This window comes from Pseudomonas sp. W2Oct36, from assembly GCF_041060465.1.
GTDB classification, from domain to species: domain Bacteria; phylum Pseudomonadota; class Gammaproteobacteria; order Pseudomonadales; family Pseudomonadaceae; genus Aquipseudomonas; species Aquipseudomonas graminis_B.
The window spans coordinates 77,029-95,374 of record NZ_JAUERW010000010.1; the positions used below are offsets into that span (position 1 = coordinate 77,029).

General features: G+C 60.9%; 16 protein-coding genes. 5 read left to right on the plus strand and 11 right to left on the minus strand.

The features are described 5' to 3' along the window. Positions 1 to 492: 492 nt before the first annotated feature. From QWI18_RS14980 to bioB, 10 genes are all read right to left on the minus strand, one after another. Complete coding sequence (locus tag QWI18_RS14980) at positions 493 to 654, minus strand: YqaE/Pmp3 family membrane protein (RefSeq protein ID WP_037019089.1); 162 nt, start codon at positions 652 to 654, stop codon at positions 493 to 495. A 374-nt stretch (positions 655 to 1,028) separates the two neighbouring features. Then, on the minus strand, positions 1,029 to 2,807 hold the full coding sequence (locus QWI18_RS14985) for an acyl-CoA dehydrogenase C-terminal domain-containing protein (RefSeq protein WP_369319160.1): 1,779 nt from the start codon (positions 2,805 to 2,807) through the stop codon (positions 1,029 to 1,031). A gap of 223 nt (positions 2,808 to 3,030) precedes the next feature. Next, positions 3,031 to 4,326: a GGDEF domain-containing protein gene (locus tag QWI18_RS14990; protein ID WP_369319161.1), complete on the minus strand. Its 1,296-nt coding sequence runs from the start codon at positions 4,324 to 4,326 to the stop codon at positions 3,031 to 3,033. Between the two features lie 178 nt (positions 4,327 to 4,504). Then, on the minus strand, positions 4,505 to 6,310 hold the full coding sequence (locus QWI18_RS14995; RefSeq protein WP_192134928.1) for a phenylacyl-CoA dehydrogenase: 1,806 nt from the start codon (positions 6,308 to 6,310) through the stop codon (positions 4,505 to 4,507). A 348-nt stretch (positions 6,311 to 6,658) separates the two neighbouring features. Next, positions 6,659 to 6,955 carry a pyrroloquinoline quinone biosynthesis protein PqqE gene (locus tag QWI18_RS15000; RefSeq protein WP_369319162.1) on the minus strand — a complete coding sequence of 99 codons (297 nt, stop codon included), beginning with the start codon at positions 6,953 to 6,955 and terminating at the stop codon, positions 6,659 to 6,661. Positions 6,956 to 7,079: 124 nt separating this feature from the next. Beyond that, complete coding sequence (gene bioD / locus QWI18_RS15005) at positions 7,080 to 7,760, minus strand: dethiobiotin synthase (RefSeq protein ID WP_065991381.1); 681 nt, start codon at positions 7,758 to 7,760, stop codon at positions 7,080 to 7,082. An 86-nt stretch (positions 7,761 to 7,846) separates the two neighbouring features. After that, positions 7,847 to 8,695: a malonyl-ACP O-methyltransferase BioC gene (gene bioC / locus QWI18_RS15010; RefSeq protein WP_369319163.1), complete on the minus strand. Its 849-nt coding sequence runs from the start codon at positions 8,693 to 8,695 to the stop codon at positions 7,847 to 7,849. Next, positions 8,688 to 9,419 carry an alpha/beta fold hydrolase gene (locus tag QWI18_RS15015; RefSeq protein ID WP_369319164.1) on the minus strand — a complete coding sequence of 244 codons (732 nt, stop codon included), beginning with the start codon at positions 9,417 to 9,419 and terminating at the stop codon, positions 8,688 to 8,690. The genes bioC and QWI18_RS15015 overlap by 8 nt, the downstream gene beginning before the upstream one ends. Then, positions 9,412 to 10,602: an 8-amino-7-oxononanoate synthase gene (gene bioF, locus QWI18_RS15020; RefSeq protein ID WP_369319165.1), complete on the minus strand. Its 1,191-nt coding sequence runs from the start codon at positions 10,600 to 10,602 to the stop codon at positions 9,412 to 9,414. The genes QWI18_RS15015 and bioF overlap by 8 nt, the downstream gene beginning before the upstream one ends. 30 nt (positions 10,603 to 10,632) lie before the next feature. Continuing rightward, positions 10,633 to 11,688 carry a biotin synthase BioB gene (bioB, locus tag QWI18_RS15025; RefSeq protein WP_065991300.1) on the minus strand — a complete coding sequence of 352 codons (1,056 nt, stop codon included), beginning with the start codon at positions 11,686 to 11,688 and terminating at the stop codon, positions 10,633 to 10,635. A gap of 110 nt (positions 11,689 to 11,798) precedes the next feature. On the opposite strand from bioB, the gene QWI18_RS15030 reads away from it, so the two are divergent. The 5 genes from QWI18_RS15030 to rarD all read left to right on the plus strand — a co-directional run bounded on the left by QWI18_RS15030 (position 11,799) and on the right by rarD (position 17,668). Next, positions 11,799 to 12,533: a ComF family protein gene (locus QWI18_RS15030; RefSeq protein ID WP_192134937.1), complete on the plus strand. Its 735-nt coding sequence runs from the start codon at positions 11,799 to 11,801 to the stop codon at positions 12,531 to 12,533. 90 nt (positions 12,534 to 12,623) lie between these two features. Then, positions 12,624 to 13,388 carry a TOBE domain-containing protein gene (locus QWI18_RS15035; protein ID WP_192134939.1) on the plus strand — a complete coding sequence of 255 codons (765 nt, stop codon included), beginning with the start codon at positions 12,624 to 12,626 and terminating at the stop codon, positions 13,386 to 13,388. Between the two features lie 103 nt (positions 13,389 to 13,491). Continuing rightward, positions 13,492 to 15,405 (plus strand): PhoX family phosphatase, encoded by a 1,914-nt coding sequence (locus QWI18_RS15040; protein ID WP_192134941.1) that lies wholly within the window; start codon positions 13,492 to 13,494, stop codon positions 15,403 to 15,405. Between the two features lie 154 nt (positions 15,406 to 15,559). Next, the gene (locus QWI18_RS15045; RefSeq protein WP_369319166.1) at positions 15,560 to 16,534 is read left to right on the plus strand and encodes a serine/threonine protein kinase; all 975 of its coding nucleotides are present in this window, start codon (positions 15,560 to 15,562) and stop codon (positions 16,532 to 16,534) included. Positions 16,535 to 16,774: 240 nt separating this feature from the next. Beyond that, positions 16,775 to 17,668 (plus strand): EamA family transporter RarD, encoded by an 894-nt coding sequence (rarD, locus tag QWI18_RS15050; RefSeq protein WP_065991295.1) that lies wholly within the window; start codon positions 16,775 to 16,777, stop codon positions 17,666 to 17,668. 51 nt (positions 17,669 to 17,719) lie between these two features. Here rarD and QWI18_RS15055 read toward each other — a convergent pair whose 3' ends face one another. Further along, on the minus strand, positions 17,720 to 18,247 hold the full coding sequence (locus QWI18_RS15055) for a glycine cleavage system protein R (RefSeq protein WP_065991294.1): 528 nt from the start codon (positions 18,245 to 18,247) through the stop codon (positions 17,720 to 17,722). Between the last annotated feature and the right edge of the window lie 99 nt (positions 18,248 to 18,346).

Sequence of the window (18,346 nt, forward strand, 5' to 3'; positions counted from 1 at the left end):
TTTGAGGTTATCCAGCTCCCGCGGATTCCGGTAGGACGGGCTTTAGCCGGGAATTGGCCAGTGAGCTGATACGGGGACAGATTAATTTACGGTGAAGCGTTGTAAATAAATCAGTCCCCTTCAAAAAGTCCTGGCCGCTTCGCGAGCAAGCTCGCTCCCACGGGGTATTGCGATACACGCTACATTTCTGTGGGGCATCGCCAGCTTCACAGGTGTACGCAGTCGCCTGGTAGGACGGGCTTCAGCCGGGAAGAGGTCGGTGGATGCAACGATCAATTTGCGGTGTGGCGATTGAAGCCATCCCGGCTAAAGCCGGTCCTACAAGTCGCAGGAGGGCATTGAGCCCTACCAGAACATCTGTGCCGCCCCAGAACAGAGCGGCGAGCAATCCCAAAACAACGTCCATCCCTGAGCTTCCTGATCATAAAGTCCAACGTCGGACTCTATGTCAGCTGACCTGAGACAGGAAGCGCGGTGTTAGCCGGGGTCGGGTTACTTGCGACTGACAATGATGTAGATCGCGTGGATGATCCCCGGGATGTAGCCCAGCAGGGTCAGCAGAATGTTCAGCCAGAAGGCGCCGGCGAAGCCGACTTGCAGGAACACGCCCAGGGGTGGCAGCAGGATGGCGATGATGATGCGAATGATGTCCATGGGTGGAGCTCCTGATTAATGGCCCAAATGGGGGCCGCACAGCTAATCGACCCTGGGTCGCTATAGGGGTTCCGCAGCGCCTATCATCAAGCCATGACCTCCCCGCAGCCACATCAAGCGAAGCGGCGGATGGCGATGCACTTTTTCGGAACGCAGAAAAAAGAAAACCCCGCCTAAGCGAGGTTTTCCAGACTGTTTCCCATGACTTCCATTTCTTCCCGCCATCCTGGCAGGCAATCCCTTACGTGTCCCTGTTATCTGTTTGCGCATCCTGCGCGACGTCCATGTGTGTAGATTAAACTTGGATCCACTGGAGCGATAGAGCCGATTGCCATCACGTCATGTAAGCAAATGCTTACATGAATTTCCGGGTGTCAGAACTGTGACGCCTCCAACAGGTACAGCGACTCGCTGCCCGCTCTAACGGAAGCCGAAAGGGACTGAATGCGAGGCAGAAGACGCGCGAAATAGAACCGCGCAGTGCCCAGCTTGCTGGCGTAGAAATCTTCCTGAGCCTCTTTACCCGATGCGGCGTTTGCCATCATCGCCCACATGTAGGCGTACGCCGTGTATCCGAACGCATGCAGATACTCGACGGACGCGGCACCGATTTCATTCGGGTTGCTGCGAGCCCGGTCCAGTACCCAGTCGGTCAATTCGTCCAGTGTGGTCAGGGCTGCGGCCAACGGCTTGGTGAATTCTGCCTGCGAGCTGTCAGACGAAGCGATGAATTGACGGATTTCGTCGGAGAACAGCTTGTAGTAAGCCCCTCCGCTGGCGACCACCTTACGGCCCATCAAGTCCAGCGCCTGAATGCCGTTGGTGCCTTCGTAGATCTGGGTGATGCGCACGTCACGCACCAGTTGTTCCTGGCCCCACTCGCGAATGTAGCCGTGACCGCCGAACACCTGCTGACCGTGCACGGTGGTGTCCAGGCCCATGTCGGTGAGGAAGGCCTTGGCGACTGGCGTCAGCAGCGCGACCAACGCATCGGCGCGCTGACGCACATCGGCGTCTTCGCTGTACTTGGCGGTGTCCAGCTGCATGGCCACGTACGTGGAGAATGCCCGACCGCCTTCGTTCAATGCCTTCATGGTCAGCAGCATGCGACGCACATCGGGGTGAACGATGATCGGGTCGGCAAGGGTGTCTTTGGACTGTGCGCCCGTCGGGGCACGGCTTTGCAAACGGTCGCGGGCGTACTCGATCGCGTTCTGATACGAGCGCTCGCCGGACGCCAGGCCCTGAATGCCGACGCCCAGACGCTCGTAATTCATCATGGTAAACATCGCCGCGAGGCCTTTATTAGGCTCGCCAATCAGATAGCCCGCGGCTTGATCGAAATTCATCACGCAGGTGGCGGAGGCCTGAATGCCCATCTTGTGTTCAATGGAGCCGCAGAACACCGTGTTGCGCTCACCGAGGCTGCCATCGTCATTGACCATGATCTTCGGCACGAGGAACAGCGAAATACCCTTCGGCCCTGCCGGTGCGTCAGGCAGTTTGGCCAGCACGAGATGAATGATGTTCTCGGTGAGATCGTGCTCGCCGCCGGTGATAAAGATTTTCGTGCCGCTGATCTTGTAAGACCCGTCGGTCTGGGGCTCCGCCTTTGTACGGATAATCCCGAGGTCCGTGCCGGCGTGGGCTTCGGTCAGGCACATCGAACCGGCCCATACCCCGGCGTACATGTTCGGCAGATATTTGGTCTTCAACGCCTCGCTGGCGTGGGTGTTGATCGAGACGCAGGCGCCGGACGTCAGCATCGGGTACAACCCGAACGCCAAGCTTGCGGAATTGACCATTTCCTCGACCTGAGCAGACACCGCTTTGGGCATGCCCATGCCGCCGAACTCCGGATTGCCACCGACGCCAACCCAGCCACCTTCAGCGTACGTTTTGTACGCCTGAACGAAGCCTGCCGGGGTAGTGACGACGGTGTCGTTCCAGTGACAGCCTTCCTCATCGGCCGCGCGACTCAGGGGTGCAACGGACCGGCCAGTGACTTTGCCCGCTTCTTCGAGAATCGCCTCGACGGTCTCGGCGTCCACGGTTTCGGACAATTCGGGCAGCGTGGCCCAAAGTCGGGAGACTTCGAACACTTCATTGAGGACGAAGCGCATATCGCGCAAGGGCGCTTTGTAGTCAGCCATGGCAAACCTCGTTTCAGCGGCAAAGAACTCGGGGGAGGAGCGGCACAGCAGAGAGAGTGCGGCGCCGATGTGTCAATGGAACGAGTGTACATGAACACCATTTGCGACACATAGGGTCAACACGTGACTATTATCAAAGATTAGGTCACGCGCAAGCAACAATCATGCTGATGCCCGCGCACAGCGGCGTGTGCGTTCGTCCAGAGGTGGAAAAGAGTAGGTTTTAGCCGGCGGCAGCCATGCGCACAGCGCCGCGCTTGCTGGTTTGCGCATGACTAATGACGCAGTTACGCCCGGCCCCTTTGGCGGCATACAGCGCCTGATCGGCGGATTTGAGGACTTCTTCCGGGTTGCGGTGCTCCGGCAGACGCTCCGCCACGCCGATGCTGACCGTGACCGACACCGCTGAAGCCTGGGACCCCGCCCGACGCTGACGCCCTTGCAGATCATCATTCGGACGATTGTCCTGATTGCGCAGCTGAATCTGGTAACTGGCAATGGTTTCGCGGATGACCTCAAGATGCGGCATGCATTCTTCGAGGGTTTTGCCGGCAAACACGATGGCAAACTCTTCGCCGCCATAGCGATAGGCGCGCCCGCCGCCATTGGTGATCTTCGACAGCTTGCTCGCCACCAGACGCAGCACCTGATCGCCGACATCGTGGCCATGGGTGTCGTTGAATTTCTTGAAATGATCGACGTCGCTCATCGCCAGCACGTAATTGCGCCCCAGTCGCTGCATCCGCTCATTGAGCGCGCGTCGGCCTGGCAGCCCGGTCAGCTCGTCACGGAAGGCCATTTGATAGGCCTCGTGGGCGACCGCCGCCGCAATCATCAACATCACCTGGCTGCACATGATGTTCAGGGTGAAGGGCAGGATGAAGGTCTTCGGTAACGCCCAGAACATCCCGAGCAACCCCACCAGTTGAGCCGCATGCAGCGGCCGCGGCTTATAGAGGTACTGGGTGATGAGCACGGCGAACGCAATGAGAAAGGTCACGTAGGACAGCTGAATCAGGCTCATCCATTCACCGTGAAGCGCTGGCCAGCGGATGTCGGCGAGCCAGGCCAGCAGGCCGGCGGGAAAGCTCTGTTCGAGACCCAGGGCAACGCTGCCTACTGCCACCAGAACGGCCAGCCGTGCAACCAGGTCCTGAAACAGATGGGTCCGCTCTTCCCAGGCCGCAAACAGACCGAACATGACCGGGAGCAAGAGGCAACACAGATGAAACACCACGGCGGCGTCTTCTCGGACCTTGCCGTAATCGCGGTAGTAGTCGGTCTGTGTGTCGAGGAGGAAATAGGCGATGTACACGGTGATCATCAGGAACAGCTCACGCTGTCGCTTGTACACCCCGCAGTACGCACCACCCAGCAACAGCACCAGGGTGGGCAGCACGTTGAAAAGTGAGGTGAAGAAGACGTTGAGGTCTTTCACATACGCGGCCGCCAGTCCGGCAACCAGCAAGGCCAGAGAGGGTAAAAAATGACTGAGCCGTGGGGCAGAGGGGCGCAGCAAAAGGACTATCTCCTCACCGAACGATGTGAGCGCTGATTAAATGGCATTGTGCCTGTATCGGCCGCGTCATGCATAGGATGAGAGAGAATGTGCGTGGCCCTGATACAAAAATCAGCCAGGCACAAAAAAGCCGCTTGTCCCTGGGGGCAAGCGGCTTGAGGGAAACGCTTGGGCTGACTTAGTAAGCCAGACCGAAGTGTTCTTCGTTCATGTCCATCAGGTTGCTCGCGCCCGACAGCATGGTTGCCACGTGAGTGCGAGTGCGCGGCAGGATGCGCTGGAAGTAGAAGCGCGCCGTCTGCAGCTTGGCGGTGTAAAAGGCTTCTTCGCCGGTGCCGGACGCGAGTTTCTCGGCGGCGACACGGGCCATGTCAGCCCAGAAATACGCCAGGCAGGCATAACCGGAATACATCAGGTAGTCCACCGACGCGGCGCCGACTTCTTCACGGTCTTTCATGGCCGCCATACCGACCTTCATGGTCAGCTCACCCCACTCCTTATTCAGCGCAGCGAGCGGCGCCACGAATTCGCTGATCGCTTCATTGCCTTCCTGCGACTGGCAGAACTTGTGGACGATCTTGGTGAAGCCCTTGAGCGCCTCGCCCTGAGTCATCAGCACTTTACGACCCAGCAGGTCGAGCGCCTGAATACCCGTGGTGCCTTCGTACAGCATGGCAATACGGGCGTCGCGAACGTTCTGCTCCATGCCCCACTCGGCGATGAAGCCGTGGCCGCCGTAGACCTGCACGCCGTGGTTGGCAGATTCAAAACCGACTTCGGTCATGAACGCCTTGGCGATCGGCGTCATGAAGGCCAGCAGGCCGTCAGCTTGCTTCTTGGCTTCGGCGTCGTCGCTGTACTTGGCGATGTCGACCTGCTTGGCGGTGAAGTACACCATCGCGCGAGTCCCCTCGGCGAAGGCCTTCATGGTCAGCAGCATGCGACGTACGTCCGGGTGAACGATGATCGGGTCAGCGGCTTTCTCGGGCGCTTTCGGGCCAGTCAGGGAACGCATCTGCAGACGCTCACGGGCGTATTTCAGGCCGCCCTGGAAACCGATCTCGGCGTGGGCCAGACCTTGCAGCGCCGTGCCCAGACGTGCGGTGTTCATGAACGTGAACATGCAGTTCAGGCCTTTGTTCGGCGGGCCGATCAGGAAACCGGTTGCCCCGTCGAAGTTCATCACGCAGGTGGCGTTGCCGTGAATGCCCATCTTGTGTTCGAGCGAGCCGCAGTTGACTGCGTTGCGCTCGCCGACGCTGCCATCAGCGGCCGGCACGAACTTCGGCACGATGAACAGGGAAATGCCTTTGGTGCCGGCAGGCGCATCGGGCAGGCGGGCCAGCACGATGTGGACGATGTTATCGGCCATGTCGTGTTCGCCAGCGGAAATGAAGATCTTGGTACCGGATACTTTGTACGAACCGTCAGCCTGAGGCTCGGCCTTGGTGCGCAGCATGCCCAGGTCGGTACCGCAGTGAGGTTCGGTCAGGCACATGGTGCCGGTCCACTCGCCGGAAACCAGTTTGGTCAGGTAAGCGTCTTGCTGCTCAGGGGTGCCGTGCTCGGAGATGGTGTTCATCGCACCGTGCGACAGGCCTGGGTACATGCCCCACGACCAGTTGGCTTCGCCGACCATTTCACTGACCGCCAGACCCAGCGACTCGGGCAGACCCTGACCGCCATGAGCGACGTCGTGGGCCAGGCTCGGCCAGCCGCCTTCGACGAACTGTTTGTAGGCTTCCTTGAAACCGGTCGGCGTTTTTACGCCGGACTCGCTCCAGGTACAGCCTTCGGTGTCACCCACACGGTTCAGCGGGGCCAGGACCTGCTCACAAAACTTGGCGCCTTCCTCGAGAATGGCGTCAACCATGTCAGGCGTGGCGTCCTGGCATGCTGGCAGACTCTGATAGTGCGCTTCGTAGCCGAGCAGCTCGTCACGGACGAAGCGAATATCACGCAAGGGGGCCTTGTAGTCAGGCATAGCGATAAACCTCTGCTGGTGAATCCTGGAATTGGATGACCGTGTGGTCACTGTGGGGCGTCGCCCCGGCGCCGGCATCTGGGATCACGCGGCGATCAAACAGGTGTTTGAAACATACGTTTACGCCTATACCTTGTCAAGCGACGCCCGGCACCTTTCATCACCTGACGCGGGCAAACCCCAGGCGCTCGGTTGCGACGCCAGGCGGTTGAGACCGCAGCGTTGAGTCTAGAAAACGTCGGGATAAGAAACGCGAAAGCGCCCGGGGAATGGGCACGTGAATGAGGTGTTATTCATGAGAGGCGTAGCATCCAGCAACGTGCGCCGCAGCGCACGAAGCGAAGAGAATCAGGCGAAGGTGTCGATCAGCGTGCCGAGCATTTCATCGCTGGCTTTTTCAACTTTGACGCCTGCCTGGACTTGAATACGGCCTTGGGTCAGTTCCACCACATTGGTGGCCATCTCGGAACGTTGCGGACGATCGACGGAGCGCAGACGCTCAAGCTGGAAATCCGAAGACTGACTGCGCCCTGACACCTCGGTCGCGGGGCTGGCCAGTTGCGTCGCAGCCTGATCGACACGGTTCTGCCCGACCTGCATGGCGCTGAGGCCCGGGTACAGCGTGTTGTTCAGTGAGATTTGCATGAGCACGATCCTCTGTTCATAGCGAACACAGCGATTAAAGCAGCAAAGCGCCTGGATTACTTCGCAAAGCGACTAGTGGCATTGAGCCTTGTGACGGGCCTCACACTCGGCGACTCGTCGCCCGCTAGTCCAGCAGTTCCAGATGCAGATGCTCGGCAATCATTTCCGCAGTTGCCTTCTTCATGAACGGCACGCGGCCCAGGCACGGCGCCGGCAGACGCTCTGCCAGCGTGGCGAGGTTTTCCTCAAGCCGTGACGTTTTGGGATCAATAATATTCGCCACCCAGCCCGCCAGTTGCAGACCGTCGTTGGCGATCGCTTCGGCTGACAGCAACGCATGGCTGATACAACCCAGGCGCACGCCCACCACGAGAATCACCGGCAGCTTCAGCGCGATGGCCAGATCGGACAGATTGGCCTGATCGGCCAAGGGAACGCGCCAGCCGCCGGCGCCTTCGATCAACGTGAAATCAGCCTGCTTGGCGAGGATGTGCTGCATCGGCCCGAGCAGGGACTGCACAGTCAGGGCGACTCCCGCTTCCCGCGCGGCCAGATGGGGCGCGATTGCCGGCTCGAAGGCCACCGGATTGACCTCGTTGTAGGTCAGCTGGATCGAGCACTCGGCACGCAAGGCGACGGCGTCCGAGTTGCGCAGCCCCTTGGGTTTGACGTCGCAACCGGAAGCCACCGGCTTGCCTGCCGCCGTGCTCAACCCCGACTGCCGCGCCGCGTACAGAAGCCCCGTGGCGATAGTGGTCTTGCCGACGTCGGTATCGGTTCCCGTGATGAAATACGCAGCGCTCATCGTGGCGACCATCCGTTCAGATATTTCAAACCAGTGCCTGCTTACTATAGCGTTCGTGTGAAAAACGCCGACTAAATGATCATTCTTTAATCAATGCCGGGTTTCGTCAGGATGGCGTACACCACCTGATACGTGGCGGGCAGGCCTTTTTCCTGACGAAACCTTTCGTACGCCTCCATCAAAGCCTGAATTCGCGCGCGACCGGTCAGGCCTCCCGGGCGACCCGGATTGATGTTGTGCGCACCCAATGCCTTGAGTTCGTGGGTCAGGCTGCGCACGTCGGGATAGTGCAACACGTGGGGCAGGACTTCGAGGCTGCGCACGTTCAAACCACTGGCGGCGCAGAGGCGTTGATACTCTTCCCGCTCGCGGAAACGATTGACGTGGACCATGCCGTCCACCGCCTGCCAGCTGTCGCGCAGCTCAAACAGCGTCCCGACGCAGAGGCTGGCAAAAGCGAACACGCCGCCCGGTTTCAGTACGCGACCCGCTTCGCTCAGCACTGCAGAAAAATCCGGGCACCATTGCACTGCCAGGCTGGAGAACATCAGATCGACGCTCGCGTCACGCAGCGGCACGTTCTCCGCGTCGCCTGCCACATAATGCGCGGCCCCCCCTGAAGGCCGTGCATAGCGCAGCATGCCTTCGGCAAGGTCCAGCGCAATGCCTTCGCTGCGCGGAAACGTCTGCGCCAGCGCGCGGCTGAAACAACCGGTGCCGCTGCCCAGGTCCAGCCAGCGGGACGGTGCCAGATCAGGCAGTCGCGTCATCAGTTCAGTACCAACGGCGCGCTGCAAATCGGCCACGCTGTCGTAGCTGGTCGCCGCCCTGGAGAAGGACGCCGCCACTTGACGCTTGTCCGGCAGCGCCAGCTGCCCGGATGCCTGTTGCTGTTTCACGGCCTTCAGCAACGCGCAGTGGGAAAGATCAGTCATCACCGGACTCGTGTAAAAACGCATGAACTGCAGCGGCGACGCCGTGCGGGTTTTCCAGAATGAAGGCATGACTGGCCTGCTCGATCACGCCGACTTCGATGTCAGGCTGGAGGGTCAGCAGGTCCGCCGACGCCTCTGCCGGCACCAACGCATCAAGCCCGCCGAACAGGTGCATTTGAGGACCGCGAAACGCCTGCAGCGCTTTGCGCGTGTCCATTTGTTCCAGCAGCTTGAGGCCTTCGATCAAACCGGCGCTGGTGCCGTGGGGCGCGCAGGCTTTGAGCTGTCTCGACAGCGCGCGCGGCTCCTCGGCCCCTTGCACGCACAGCAGACTGAAGCGCTTGAGCGTTGCGTCCAGATCGGCTTTGCAACCGGCAATGAACGCATCGAAATCCGTTTGCGGCATCGCGTTGGGCCACTCGCTGCGGGCCACGAAGCAGGCGTTGCTGGCGAACGTCGCCAATCCGCAGCAGCGCTCGCCCCTGCGCGCGGCCAGTTCGGCGGCCAGCATGCCGCCCAGCGACCAACCGCCCAGCCAGGCGTTTTCGGGCAACGTCGAATCCAGCTCATCGAGCCATTCGTCGAGGTTGTCGGTGTCCATGTCCGGCAAGGGTTCGATCACCACCCGCAAATGTTCGTCGAGCCCTCGCAGCGCTGCAGCCAGCGGTTCAAGGGGCGAGACGCCGAGGCCCCAGCCCGGCAACAGGATCAACTGATCACGCATGGCCCAGCTCCGAAGATTCGTCTACGCCCAGCAGCGGATAACACTGCTCCAGTGCCTGCAACAATAGCTGCACCTGTGCTTCGCTGTGGGCGGCGGACAATGTCACGCGTAGACGCGCGCTGCCCGCAGGCACCGTTGGTGGCCGAATGGCGGTGACCATCACGCCCCGTTCTCGCAGCAACTGCGACAGCCGCAACGCGCGCCCGCTGTCGCCAATCAGGATCGGCTGAATGGGCGTGAAACTGTCCATCAGCTCCAGACCGAGGGCTTGAGCGCCGGCGCGAAACTGTTTGATGAGTGCCGCCAGGTGCTCACGCCGCCAGTGTTCGGTGCGCAGCAGTTCGAGGCTTTTCAGCGTTGCGCACGCCAGCGCCGGCGGCTGACTGGTGGTGTAGATGTAGGGGCGGGCAAACTGGATCAGCGTTTCAATCAGCTCTTCGCTGCCCGCAACGAACGCGCCCGCCGTGCCGAAGGATTTACCCAGCGTGCCGATCAGCACAGGGACCTCATCGATGCCGAGGCCAAAGTGCTCGACAATGCCTGCACCGTTCGCCCCCAGCGGGCCGAAGCCGTGGGCATCGTCGACCATTAGCCAGGCGTTTTTGGCTTTCGCCGCCTTGGCCAGCGCGGGCAGGTCAGCGACATCGCCGTCCATGCTGAACACACCGTCGGTGACCACCAGCGTGTCTCCGACCGCTTTGTCCAACCGGCCGGCGAGGCTGTCGCAATTGTTGTGCAGGTAGCGGGAAAAACGCGCACCGCTGAGCAGGCCGGCGTCGAGCAACGAAGCGTGATTGAGACGATCCTCCAGCACCGTGTCGCCCTGCCCCACCAACGCGGTGACCGATCCGAGATTGGCCATGTAGCCGTTGGAAAACAACAGCGCGCGGGGCCGTCCGGTGAACTCGGCGAGGGCCTCTTCGAGAGCGTGATGGGGCGTGCTGTGGCCAATCACCAAATGCGAAGCGCCACCGCCGACGCCCCAACGCTCGGCGCCGGCTTGCCAGGCAGCGATGACCTCAGGATGACTCGCCAGCCCCATGTAATCGTTGTTGCAGAACGCCAGCAGCGGCTTGCCGTCGACAATCACTTCAGGGCCCTGCGGGCTTTGCAGCAGGGGCCGCTGACGATAAAGGTGCTCGGCACGACGGGCAGCGAGACGTGCGTTCAGATCAAAAGACATGCAGGCCTCGAGTCAAGCCACTATGGAAGCTCAAACCGCCGCGTCGTAAAACAGCTCGCTGCTTTTCTGCTCGATCAGCGCCTGCTCGATAGCGGCCTGATGCACCTCGTCCGAGTGCTCTTCGCGCGCTTCAGGCTGGATGCCCAGACGCGAGAACAGCTGCATGTCCTTGTCGGACTGCGGGTTGGCAGTGGTCAGCAGTTTGTCGCCGTAGAAGATCGAGTTGGCGCCAGCGAAGAACGCCAGGGCCTGCATCTGGTCATTCATGGCTTCGCGGCCGGCGGACAGGCGCACGTGGGACTGCGGCATCAGGATGCGTGCGACGGCCAGCATGCGGATGAAATCGAACGGATCGATATCCTCGGCGTTTTCCAGCGGCGTGCCGGCGACTTTCACCAGCATGTTGATCGGCACGGACTCTGGATGCTCCGGCAGATTGGCGAGCTGGATCAGCAGATTGGCGCGGTCGTCCAGGGATTCGCCCATGCCCAGAATGCCGCCGGAGCAGATCTTCATCCCTGAATCACGCACGTACGCCAAGGTCTGCAGACGATCGCTGTAGGTGCGGGTGGTGATGATGCTGGTGTAGAAATCCGGCGACGTGTCGAGGTTGTGGTTGTAGTAATCGAGGCCAGCGTCGGCCAGCGCCCGGGTCTGGTCCTGATCCAGCTTGCCGAGGGTCATGCAGGTTTCCAGGCCCATGGCCTTGACGCCTTTGACCATCTCCAGCACGTAGGGCATGTCTTTGGCCGACGGGTGCTTCCACGCCGCGCCCATGCAGAAACGGGTCGAACCAATGGCCTTGGCGCGTGCGGCTTCTTCCAGCACTTGCTGGACCTGCATCAGCTTTTCTTTTTCCAGACCGGTGTTGTAGTGGCCCGATTGCGGGCAGTACTTGCAGTCTTCCGGGCACGCGCCGGTTTTGATCGACAGCAGGGTCGAGACTTGCACGCGGTTGGCGTCAAAGTGAGCGCGGTGCACGGTTTGCGCCTGAAACAGCAGGTCATTGAATGGCTGTGTGAACAGCGCCTTGACCTCGGCTAGATTCCAGTCGTGACGCAGGTTGGCATTGATGCTGGCGCTCATGGGCGGCTCCTTGATGTTTTCTGGACGATGACCCGGGCGGCTTCGCCCAGCGGCAAAACCGGAAAGCCCACAGGCGCAACACGGATGTTCGGCATATTTAAGGAAGCAACATGCGCTGTCAACCATATAACGGGCACAAGGTTTACATCTGGTTAGAAAACGTACAGACGTGTTTGTTGTGCGATGAAACAACTGATTCAAGCACCCCGATCTGCGTGCCCTGTGAGCGCGAGCTCCCGTGGCTGATTGACCAGTGCGATCGCTGCGCACTGCCCATGCCGATGTCCGGCCTCACCTGCGGCGCCTGCAATCGCCACCCTCCCGCCTTTAATGAAGTCATCGCTCCGTGGCTGTACGACTTCCCGATCGACGCGCTGGTCACGCGCTTCAAGCATCAAGGGAAATGGCCACTTGGGCGACTGCTGGCGGAGCTGTTGGGCGAGACCCTGCAGCATCGCTTTAATGATGGCCTGCGCCGACCCGACTGTCTTATCCCGGTGCCACTCGCCAAAAAACGACTGCGTCAGCGCGGCTTCAATCAGGCAGCGATGTTGGCGAACTGGCTCGGTGCTCGACTGGGACTGCCTGTTGAAGAGCGCGTGATCCGCCGCGTGAAAGAAACATCTTCACAGCAGGGTCTGGATGCAAAAGCCAGAAAGCGCAATCTGGCGTCCGCGTTTGCACTGAAGGACGCCACGGCGATCATCGGCAAGCACCTCGCGCTGATTGATGACGTACTCACCACCGGCTCGACGGCCAACGCACTGGCAGAACTGTTGCTCAAAGCCGGCGCCCAATCGGTGGATGTGTATTGCCTGGCAAGAACGCCAAAACCTGGGGACTGATCGGCCGAGACGTTAAAACTTCGCAGCATTTGGGCGCGAGGCATTTTGGCTTACACTCCGGCGTCATCACTTTCAGTGCATCCGACTCCTATGTCCCTACCGCCGTCCCTCACCCAGCACATGGTTCGCCGCCCTCACCGCATCGCGCTGTTGCAGCACATTGCCGAGCAGGGTTCGATTACCCGCGCGGCGAAGAGCGCCGGGCTGAGTTACAAGGCGACATGGGACGCCATCGATGAGCTGAACAATCTGGCGCAAAAACCGCTGGTCGAGCGCAGCGTCGGCGGTCGAGGGGGTGGCGGCGCCAAATTGTCCGCCGAAGGCGAGCGCGTGCTGCGGCTTTATCAGCGCTTGCAAGCGTTACAGACTCAGTTGCTGGAAACCTCGGAGGAGTCCGATGATCTCGCCCTGCTCAGCCGCTTGATGCTGCGCACCAGCGCGCGTAATCAGCTACATGGTCAGGTCAGCGGCGTCCGCTCCCAAGGCCGCAACGACATGATCATGTTGCAGCTCGCGGGCGGTTTGTCGATCGAGGCGCAGATCACCCACGACAGCACCTTGCGACTGGGGCTCGAAATCGGCACGGATGTGTTCGCCTTGATTAAGGCCGGCTGGCTGGAGCTACTGACGCCCGACCAATCTGAAACAATCGGACACAATTGCCTCACCGGTAAAATCGAGGAAATCCTCGCCGCCGATGACGGCCCGAGCGAGGTCAAAATCGTCCTCCCCAGCCATCAGATCCTTTGCGCAGTGGTCGACGCGGACCGGCTGCATGCCTTGCAGCTCAAGACCGGCGGCGCTGTGAAGGTTCAGTTTGCGCCCTCCAATATTCTGCTCGGCACGCCGCTGTAAGCGCCGCTTGCACGAAACACCGAAGCCCGACTCGTCATCTGACCGCCACAATAATGTCATCCGAACTGCATAGGGTTTTGCCCTAAACCGCAGGGAGCCCGTGATGACGCTATTAAAAGATAACCAATCCACCGACCTCGAAAACATGGTTGGCCTGACCCGACGCGGGTTCATCAGCGCGGGCGCCCTGTGCGGCGCGGCGATGTTCCTGGGCGGCAACCTGCTCAGCCGCAGCGTGATGGCCGCCAATGTCAGCGCCGCCAACGGCACGCTGCTCGGCTTCGACAGCATCCCCTCCTCCACCGCCGACAGCATCAGTCTGCCGCCGGGTTATCGCTCCTCGGTCCTGATCAGTTGGGGCCAGCCGCTGCAAACCAACGGCCCGGCGTTTGACCCCAGCGGCAAAGGCACCGCGAAAATGCAGGAACTGCAATTCGGCGACAACAATGACGGCATGAGCCTGTTCACCTTTCCCGGCGACACGCCGGAGACGGCCAGCCGTGCGCTGATGGCGATCAACAACGAATACACCAACTACCGCTACCTCTTCGATCACGGCAAAGACCCGCAGTCCGCCGAAGACGTGCACAAGGCCCAGGCCAGTGAAGGCGTTTCGGTGATCGAGGTCAAGCGCGAAGGTCAGCAGTGGGCGTTCGTACAAGGCTCTAAATACAACCGGCGTATCCACGGCAACACGCCGATTCACCTGAGCGGCCCGGCTGCCGGCCATGAGTGGTTGAAAACCGCCGCCGACAAAACCGGCAAAAACGTCCTCGGGACCTTCCAGAACTGCGCCAACGGCAAGACACCGTGGGGCACCTATCTGACCTGCGAAGAGAACTTCACCGACTGCTTTGGCAGCAGCGATCCGGCGCAGACCTTCGACGCCGCGACCAAGCGCTATGGGGTGACCGCCGCCAGCAAGGAAGTGAACTGGCACCTGCACGACCCGCGCTTCGACGTCGCCAAAAACCCCAACGAACCCAATCGCCATGGCTGGGTGGTGGAGATCGATCCGTTCGATCCCAAATCCACACCGGTCAAACGCACCGCGCTGGGCCGCTTCAAGCACGAAAACGCTGCGCTGACCGAGACAAAAGACGGCCGCGTCGTGGTGTACATGGGCGACGATGAGCGCGGCGAGTTCATCTACAAATTCATCAGCCGCGACAAGGTCGATCACAAGAACCTTAAGGCCAACCGCGACATCCTCGACCACGGCACGCTGTACGTGGCGCAGTTCGACGCGGGCGACAGCAACCCCGACCACCCGAAAGGCCAGGGCAAATGGATTGAGCTGAGCCACGGCAAGAACGGTATTGATGCGGCCAGTGGTTTCGCCAATCAGGCCGAAGTGCTGATTCATGCGCGCCTGGCGGCAAGTCAGGTGAAAGCGACGCGCATGGACCGGCCCGAGTGGATCGTCGTCAGTCCCAAGGACGGCCAGGTCTATTGCACGCTGACCAACAACATCAAGCGCGGCGATGACGGGCAGCCAGTGGGCGGGCCGAATCCCCGCGCGAAAAATCAGTACGGGCAGATTCTGCGCTGGCAGGAAACAGGGTCGGACGCAGCAGCGATGGAGTTTGCGTGGGACTTGTTTGTCGTCGCTGGCAACCCGGGTGTGCATGCAGGAACGCCCCAAGGGGGATCAAGCAACATCAACCCGCAGAACATGTTCAACAGCCCGGATGGCCTGGGTTTCGACATGGCCGGGCGGCTGTGGATTCTGACGGATGGCGACTCCACCAATGCGGGCGACTTCGCGGGGATGGGCAATAACCAGATGCTGTGCGCTGACCCCGCAAGCGGCGAGATCCGTCGATTCATGGTCGGGCCGGTGGGGTGTGAAGTGACCGGCATCAGCTTCGCGCCCGACCAGAAAGCGCTGTTCGTCGGCATTCAGCACCCCGGCGAAAACGGCGGCTCGACCTTCCCCGAGCACCTGCCGAATGGCAAGCCGAGATCCTCGGTGATGGTGATCACGCGTGAGGATGGCGGCGTGATCGGCGCCTGACGCGAGCGCTTCCCCATCCCGGAAAGGGTGCAATCGAAGGGATGGGGAATCCAGTGAATCAGAGGCACCGGGCGTAACGCGCTGTGTCAGGTGTAACACGCCTGAGTTACCATGACTGGCCCGACGCGGCAGCCTGCTGCGCGCAGGAGTTAGCATGGCCCACCCGTTCGCAACACTTACACCTGACCTGGTGCTGGACGCCGTCGAGAGCATCGGCTTTGTCACCGACGCCCGTATTCTCGCCCTCAACAGCTACGAAAACCGCGTCTACCAGGTTGGCATCGATGAACAGCAGCCATTGATCGCCAAGTTCTATCGGCCTGATCGCTGGACCAACGACGCCATTCTCGAAGAACACAGCTTCACCGCTGAACTTGCCGACGTCGAAATTCCCGTCGTCGCGCCCCTCGTGCACAACGGCCAGACCCTGTTCGAGCATGCCGGCTTCCGTTTCACCCTCTTCCCCCGTCGTGGCGGCCGCGCGCCAGAGCCCGGCAATCTCGAGCAGCTCTACCGTCTTGGCCAGTTGCTGGGCCGCATCCATGCCGTAGGCGCCACGCGCCCGTTCCAGCACCGCGAAGCCCTTGGCGTGCAGAACTTCGGCCACAACTCGCTGAACTACCTGCTGGACAACAACGTGATTCCGCGCAGCCTGCTGCCGGCCTATGAGTCCATTGCCAAGGACCTGCTCAAGCGCGTGGAAGACGTCTACGCCGCCACACCCCATCAGAACATCCGCATGCACGGCGATTGCCACCCCGGCAACATGATGACCCGCGACGACATCTTCCACATCGTCGATCTCGACGACTGCCGCATGGGCCCGGCGGTGCAGGATGTCTGGATGATGCTCGCGGGTGATCGTCAGGATTGTCTGAGTCAGTTGTCGGAATTGATGGACGGCTACAACGAGTTTCACGACTTCGATCCCCGTGAACTGGCGCTCATCGAACCGTTGCGTGCACTGCGCCTGCTGCACTACAGCGCATGGCTGGCGCGTCGCTGGGACGATCCGGCGTTCCCCCACAGCTTTTCCTGGTTCGGCACCGAACGCTATTGGGGCGATCAAGTGCTGGCGCTGCGCGAGCAGTTGTCCGCGCTGAACGAGGAACCGCTGAAGCTGTTCTGAGAACGCGAGAAAACTCTGTAGGAGCGTGGCTTGTCCCGCGAACTGGCGCGAAGCGGCAGCAATCCGGACACTCGATGTACCAGACGAGGCTAAATCGTCCGGTTTACGACTGCTGCGCAGCCGATCGCGGGACAAGCCACGCTCCTACACGTCAGCCACACGTCCCACGCCTGCGCGACGTTCGGTGAACGAAAAAGATAGAACCATCACCACAACAAAAAACTTGCCGAAGGACCACTCATGCAAGCTGCCAACCCGCGTCGCGGGTACATTCTGGGCCTGAGCGCCTACATCATCTGGGGACTGTTTCCGATCTACTTCAAGGTGCTGGCCAGCGTTCCTTCACTGGAAATCATCGTCAATCGGGCGATCTGGTCGGCCATTTCCGGCTCGCTTCTCTTGCTGGTCTGGAAACACCCCGGCTGGTGGCAGGAGCTACGGGATAACCCCAAACGACTTGCCATTCTCGCCTCCAGCGGCACGCTGATCGCCGCCAACTGGCTGATCTACGTCTGGGCCGTGAACAACAACCACATGGTCGAAGCCAGCCTGGGCTACTTCATCAACCCGCTGATCAACGTGATGCTCGGCATGGTGCTGCTGCGTGAAAGACTGCGCCCCTTGCAATGGGTCGCGGTGATGCTGGCGTTGATCGGTGTGCTTCAGCAGGTCTGGCAAGTGGGCAGCCTGCCGTGGGTGTCGCTCGCGCTGGCGTTCACCTTCGGCTTCTACGGCCTGATTCGTAAAAAAGCACCGGTGGCCGCACTGCCTGGCCTCGTGGTGGAGACCTGGATTCTGGTGCCGCTGGCCGTAGGCTGGTTGATGTTCAACCCGCTTGCCCACAGCGCACAGCCGGAATTCTGGACAACATCCGAGGCGCTCTGGCTGGCGGCGGCCGGTCCGGTAACCCTCGTGCCGCTGGTGTGTTTCAACGCTGCAGCGAGGCATCTGCCCTACGCGACACTGGGCTTTCTGCAGTACATCGCACCGACGCTCGTGCTGGCCTTGGCGGTGGTGCTGTACGACGAGCACATGCCTTCGGCCACCTTGGTAACCTTCGCCTTCATCTGGGCCGGGCTGATCATTTACAGCGTCGACGCGTGGCGCTCGCTGCGCAAACGCGCCCAGGCCTAAGCAGGTAAGAGGGACCGCTGCAGGCCCGTCAAAAATCGGGACCTGCAGCGGTTACATCGATGACTCGTCGGTCGGCAGATGCAGTTCCACCATCAGGTCATCCGCCAGGGTTTCCAACCGCTGCTGCAGCACATCCAGTGAAAGGTCCATCGGCAATCCCAACTCGGCATGGGCGCGGAACAGCGTTTCGCTGCTCATGGGCGCGGGTTCGACGCTGGTCACCAAGTGCTCCAGGTTGACGCCTTGTTCGGTCAGCACGCGAGTGACGTCGCGCACGATCCCGGATCGATCATTGCCCACCAGGTCCATTGTGATGGGCCTCCACTCCGGCAAGGATTCCGGAAGGACTTCGGCGAACAGTACACGGATGCCTTTTACCGAGAGCCCTTCCAGCGCGCTGCGCAGGGGCTGATGCGCGTCGACCGGCGCGCTGACCCGCAGGATCCCGGCGAACTGCCCGGCCATGTGTGACATACGGCTTTCCAGCCAATTGCCACCGTGATCGGCAATGCATGCGGCGAGCTGCTCGACCACACCTGGCTTGTCCGGTGCAGACACCGTGACGATAAGATGATCCACAAACGACTCCTTTTATGTGCAGCAACTGAGGTCTGTTTAATACCACGCCTCAAGGGTTGCGGGGTGGTTGTGGGGAGTATAGGCAGGTCTGCACTGCCC

What these genes read in the sequence shown, in the direction of transcription:
- QWI18_RS14980 (WP_037019089.1), bottom strand. Translation starts at nt 654, where the DNA reads ATGGACATCATTCGCATCATCATCGCCATCCTGCTGCCACCCCTGGGC.
- QWI18_RS14985 (WP_369319160.1), bottom strand. Translation starts at nt 2,807, where the DNA reads ATGGCTGACTACAAAGCGCCCTTGCGCGATATGCGCTTCGTCCTCAAT.
- QWI18_RS14995 (WP_192134928.1), bottom strand. Translation starts at nt 6,310, where the DNA reads ATGCCTGACTACAAGGCCCCCTTGCGTGATATTCGCTTCGTCCGTGAC.
- QWI18_RS15000 (WP_369319162.1), bottom strand. Translation starts at nt 6,955, where the DNA reads ATGCAAATCTCACTGAACAACACGCTGTACCCGGGCCTCAGCGCCATG.
- bioD (WP_065991381.1), bottom strand. Translation starts at nt 7,760, where the DNA reads ATGAGCGCTGCGTATTTCATCACGGGAACCGATACCGACGTCGGCAAG.
- bioC (WP_369319163.1), bottom strand. Translation starts at nt 8,695, where the DNA reads ATGACTGATCTTTCCCACTGCGCGTTGCTGAAGGCCGTGAAACAGCAA.
- QWI18_RS15015 (WP_369319164.1), bottom strand. Translation starts at nt 9,419, where the DNA reads ATGCGTGATCAGTTGATCCTGTTGCCGGGCTGGGGCCTCGGCGTCTCG.
- bioF (WP_369319165.1), bottom strand. Translation starts at nt 10,602, where the DNA reads ATGTCTTTTGATCTGAACGCACGTCTCGCTGCCCGTCGTGCCGAGCAC.
- bioB (WP_065991300.1), bottom strand. Translation starts at nt 11,688, where the DNA reads ATGAGCGCCAGCATCAATGCCAACCTGCGTCACGACTGGAATCTAGCC.
- QWI18_RS15030 (WP_192134937.1), top strand. Translation starts at nt 11,799, where the DNA reads ATGCGCTGTCAACCATATAACGGGCACAAGGTTTACATCTGGTTAGAA.
- QWI18_RS15035 (WP_192134939.1), top strand. Translation starts at nt 12,624, where the DNA reads ATGTCCCTACCGCCGTCCCTCACCCAGCACATGGTTCGCCGCCCTCAC.
- QWI18_RS15040 (WP_192134941.1), top strand. Translation starts at nt 13,492, where the DNA reads ATGACGCTATTAAAAGATAACCAATCCACCGACCTCGAAAACATGGTT.
- QWI18_RS15045 (WP_369319166.1), top strand. Translation starts at nt 15,560, where the DNA reads ATGGCCCACCCGTTCGCAACACTTACACCTGACCTGGTGCTGGACGCC.
- rarD (WP_065991295.1), top strand. Translation starts at nt 16,775, where the DNA reads ATGCAAGCTGCCAACCCGCGTCGCGGGTACATTCTGGGCCTGAGCGCC.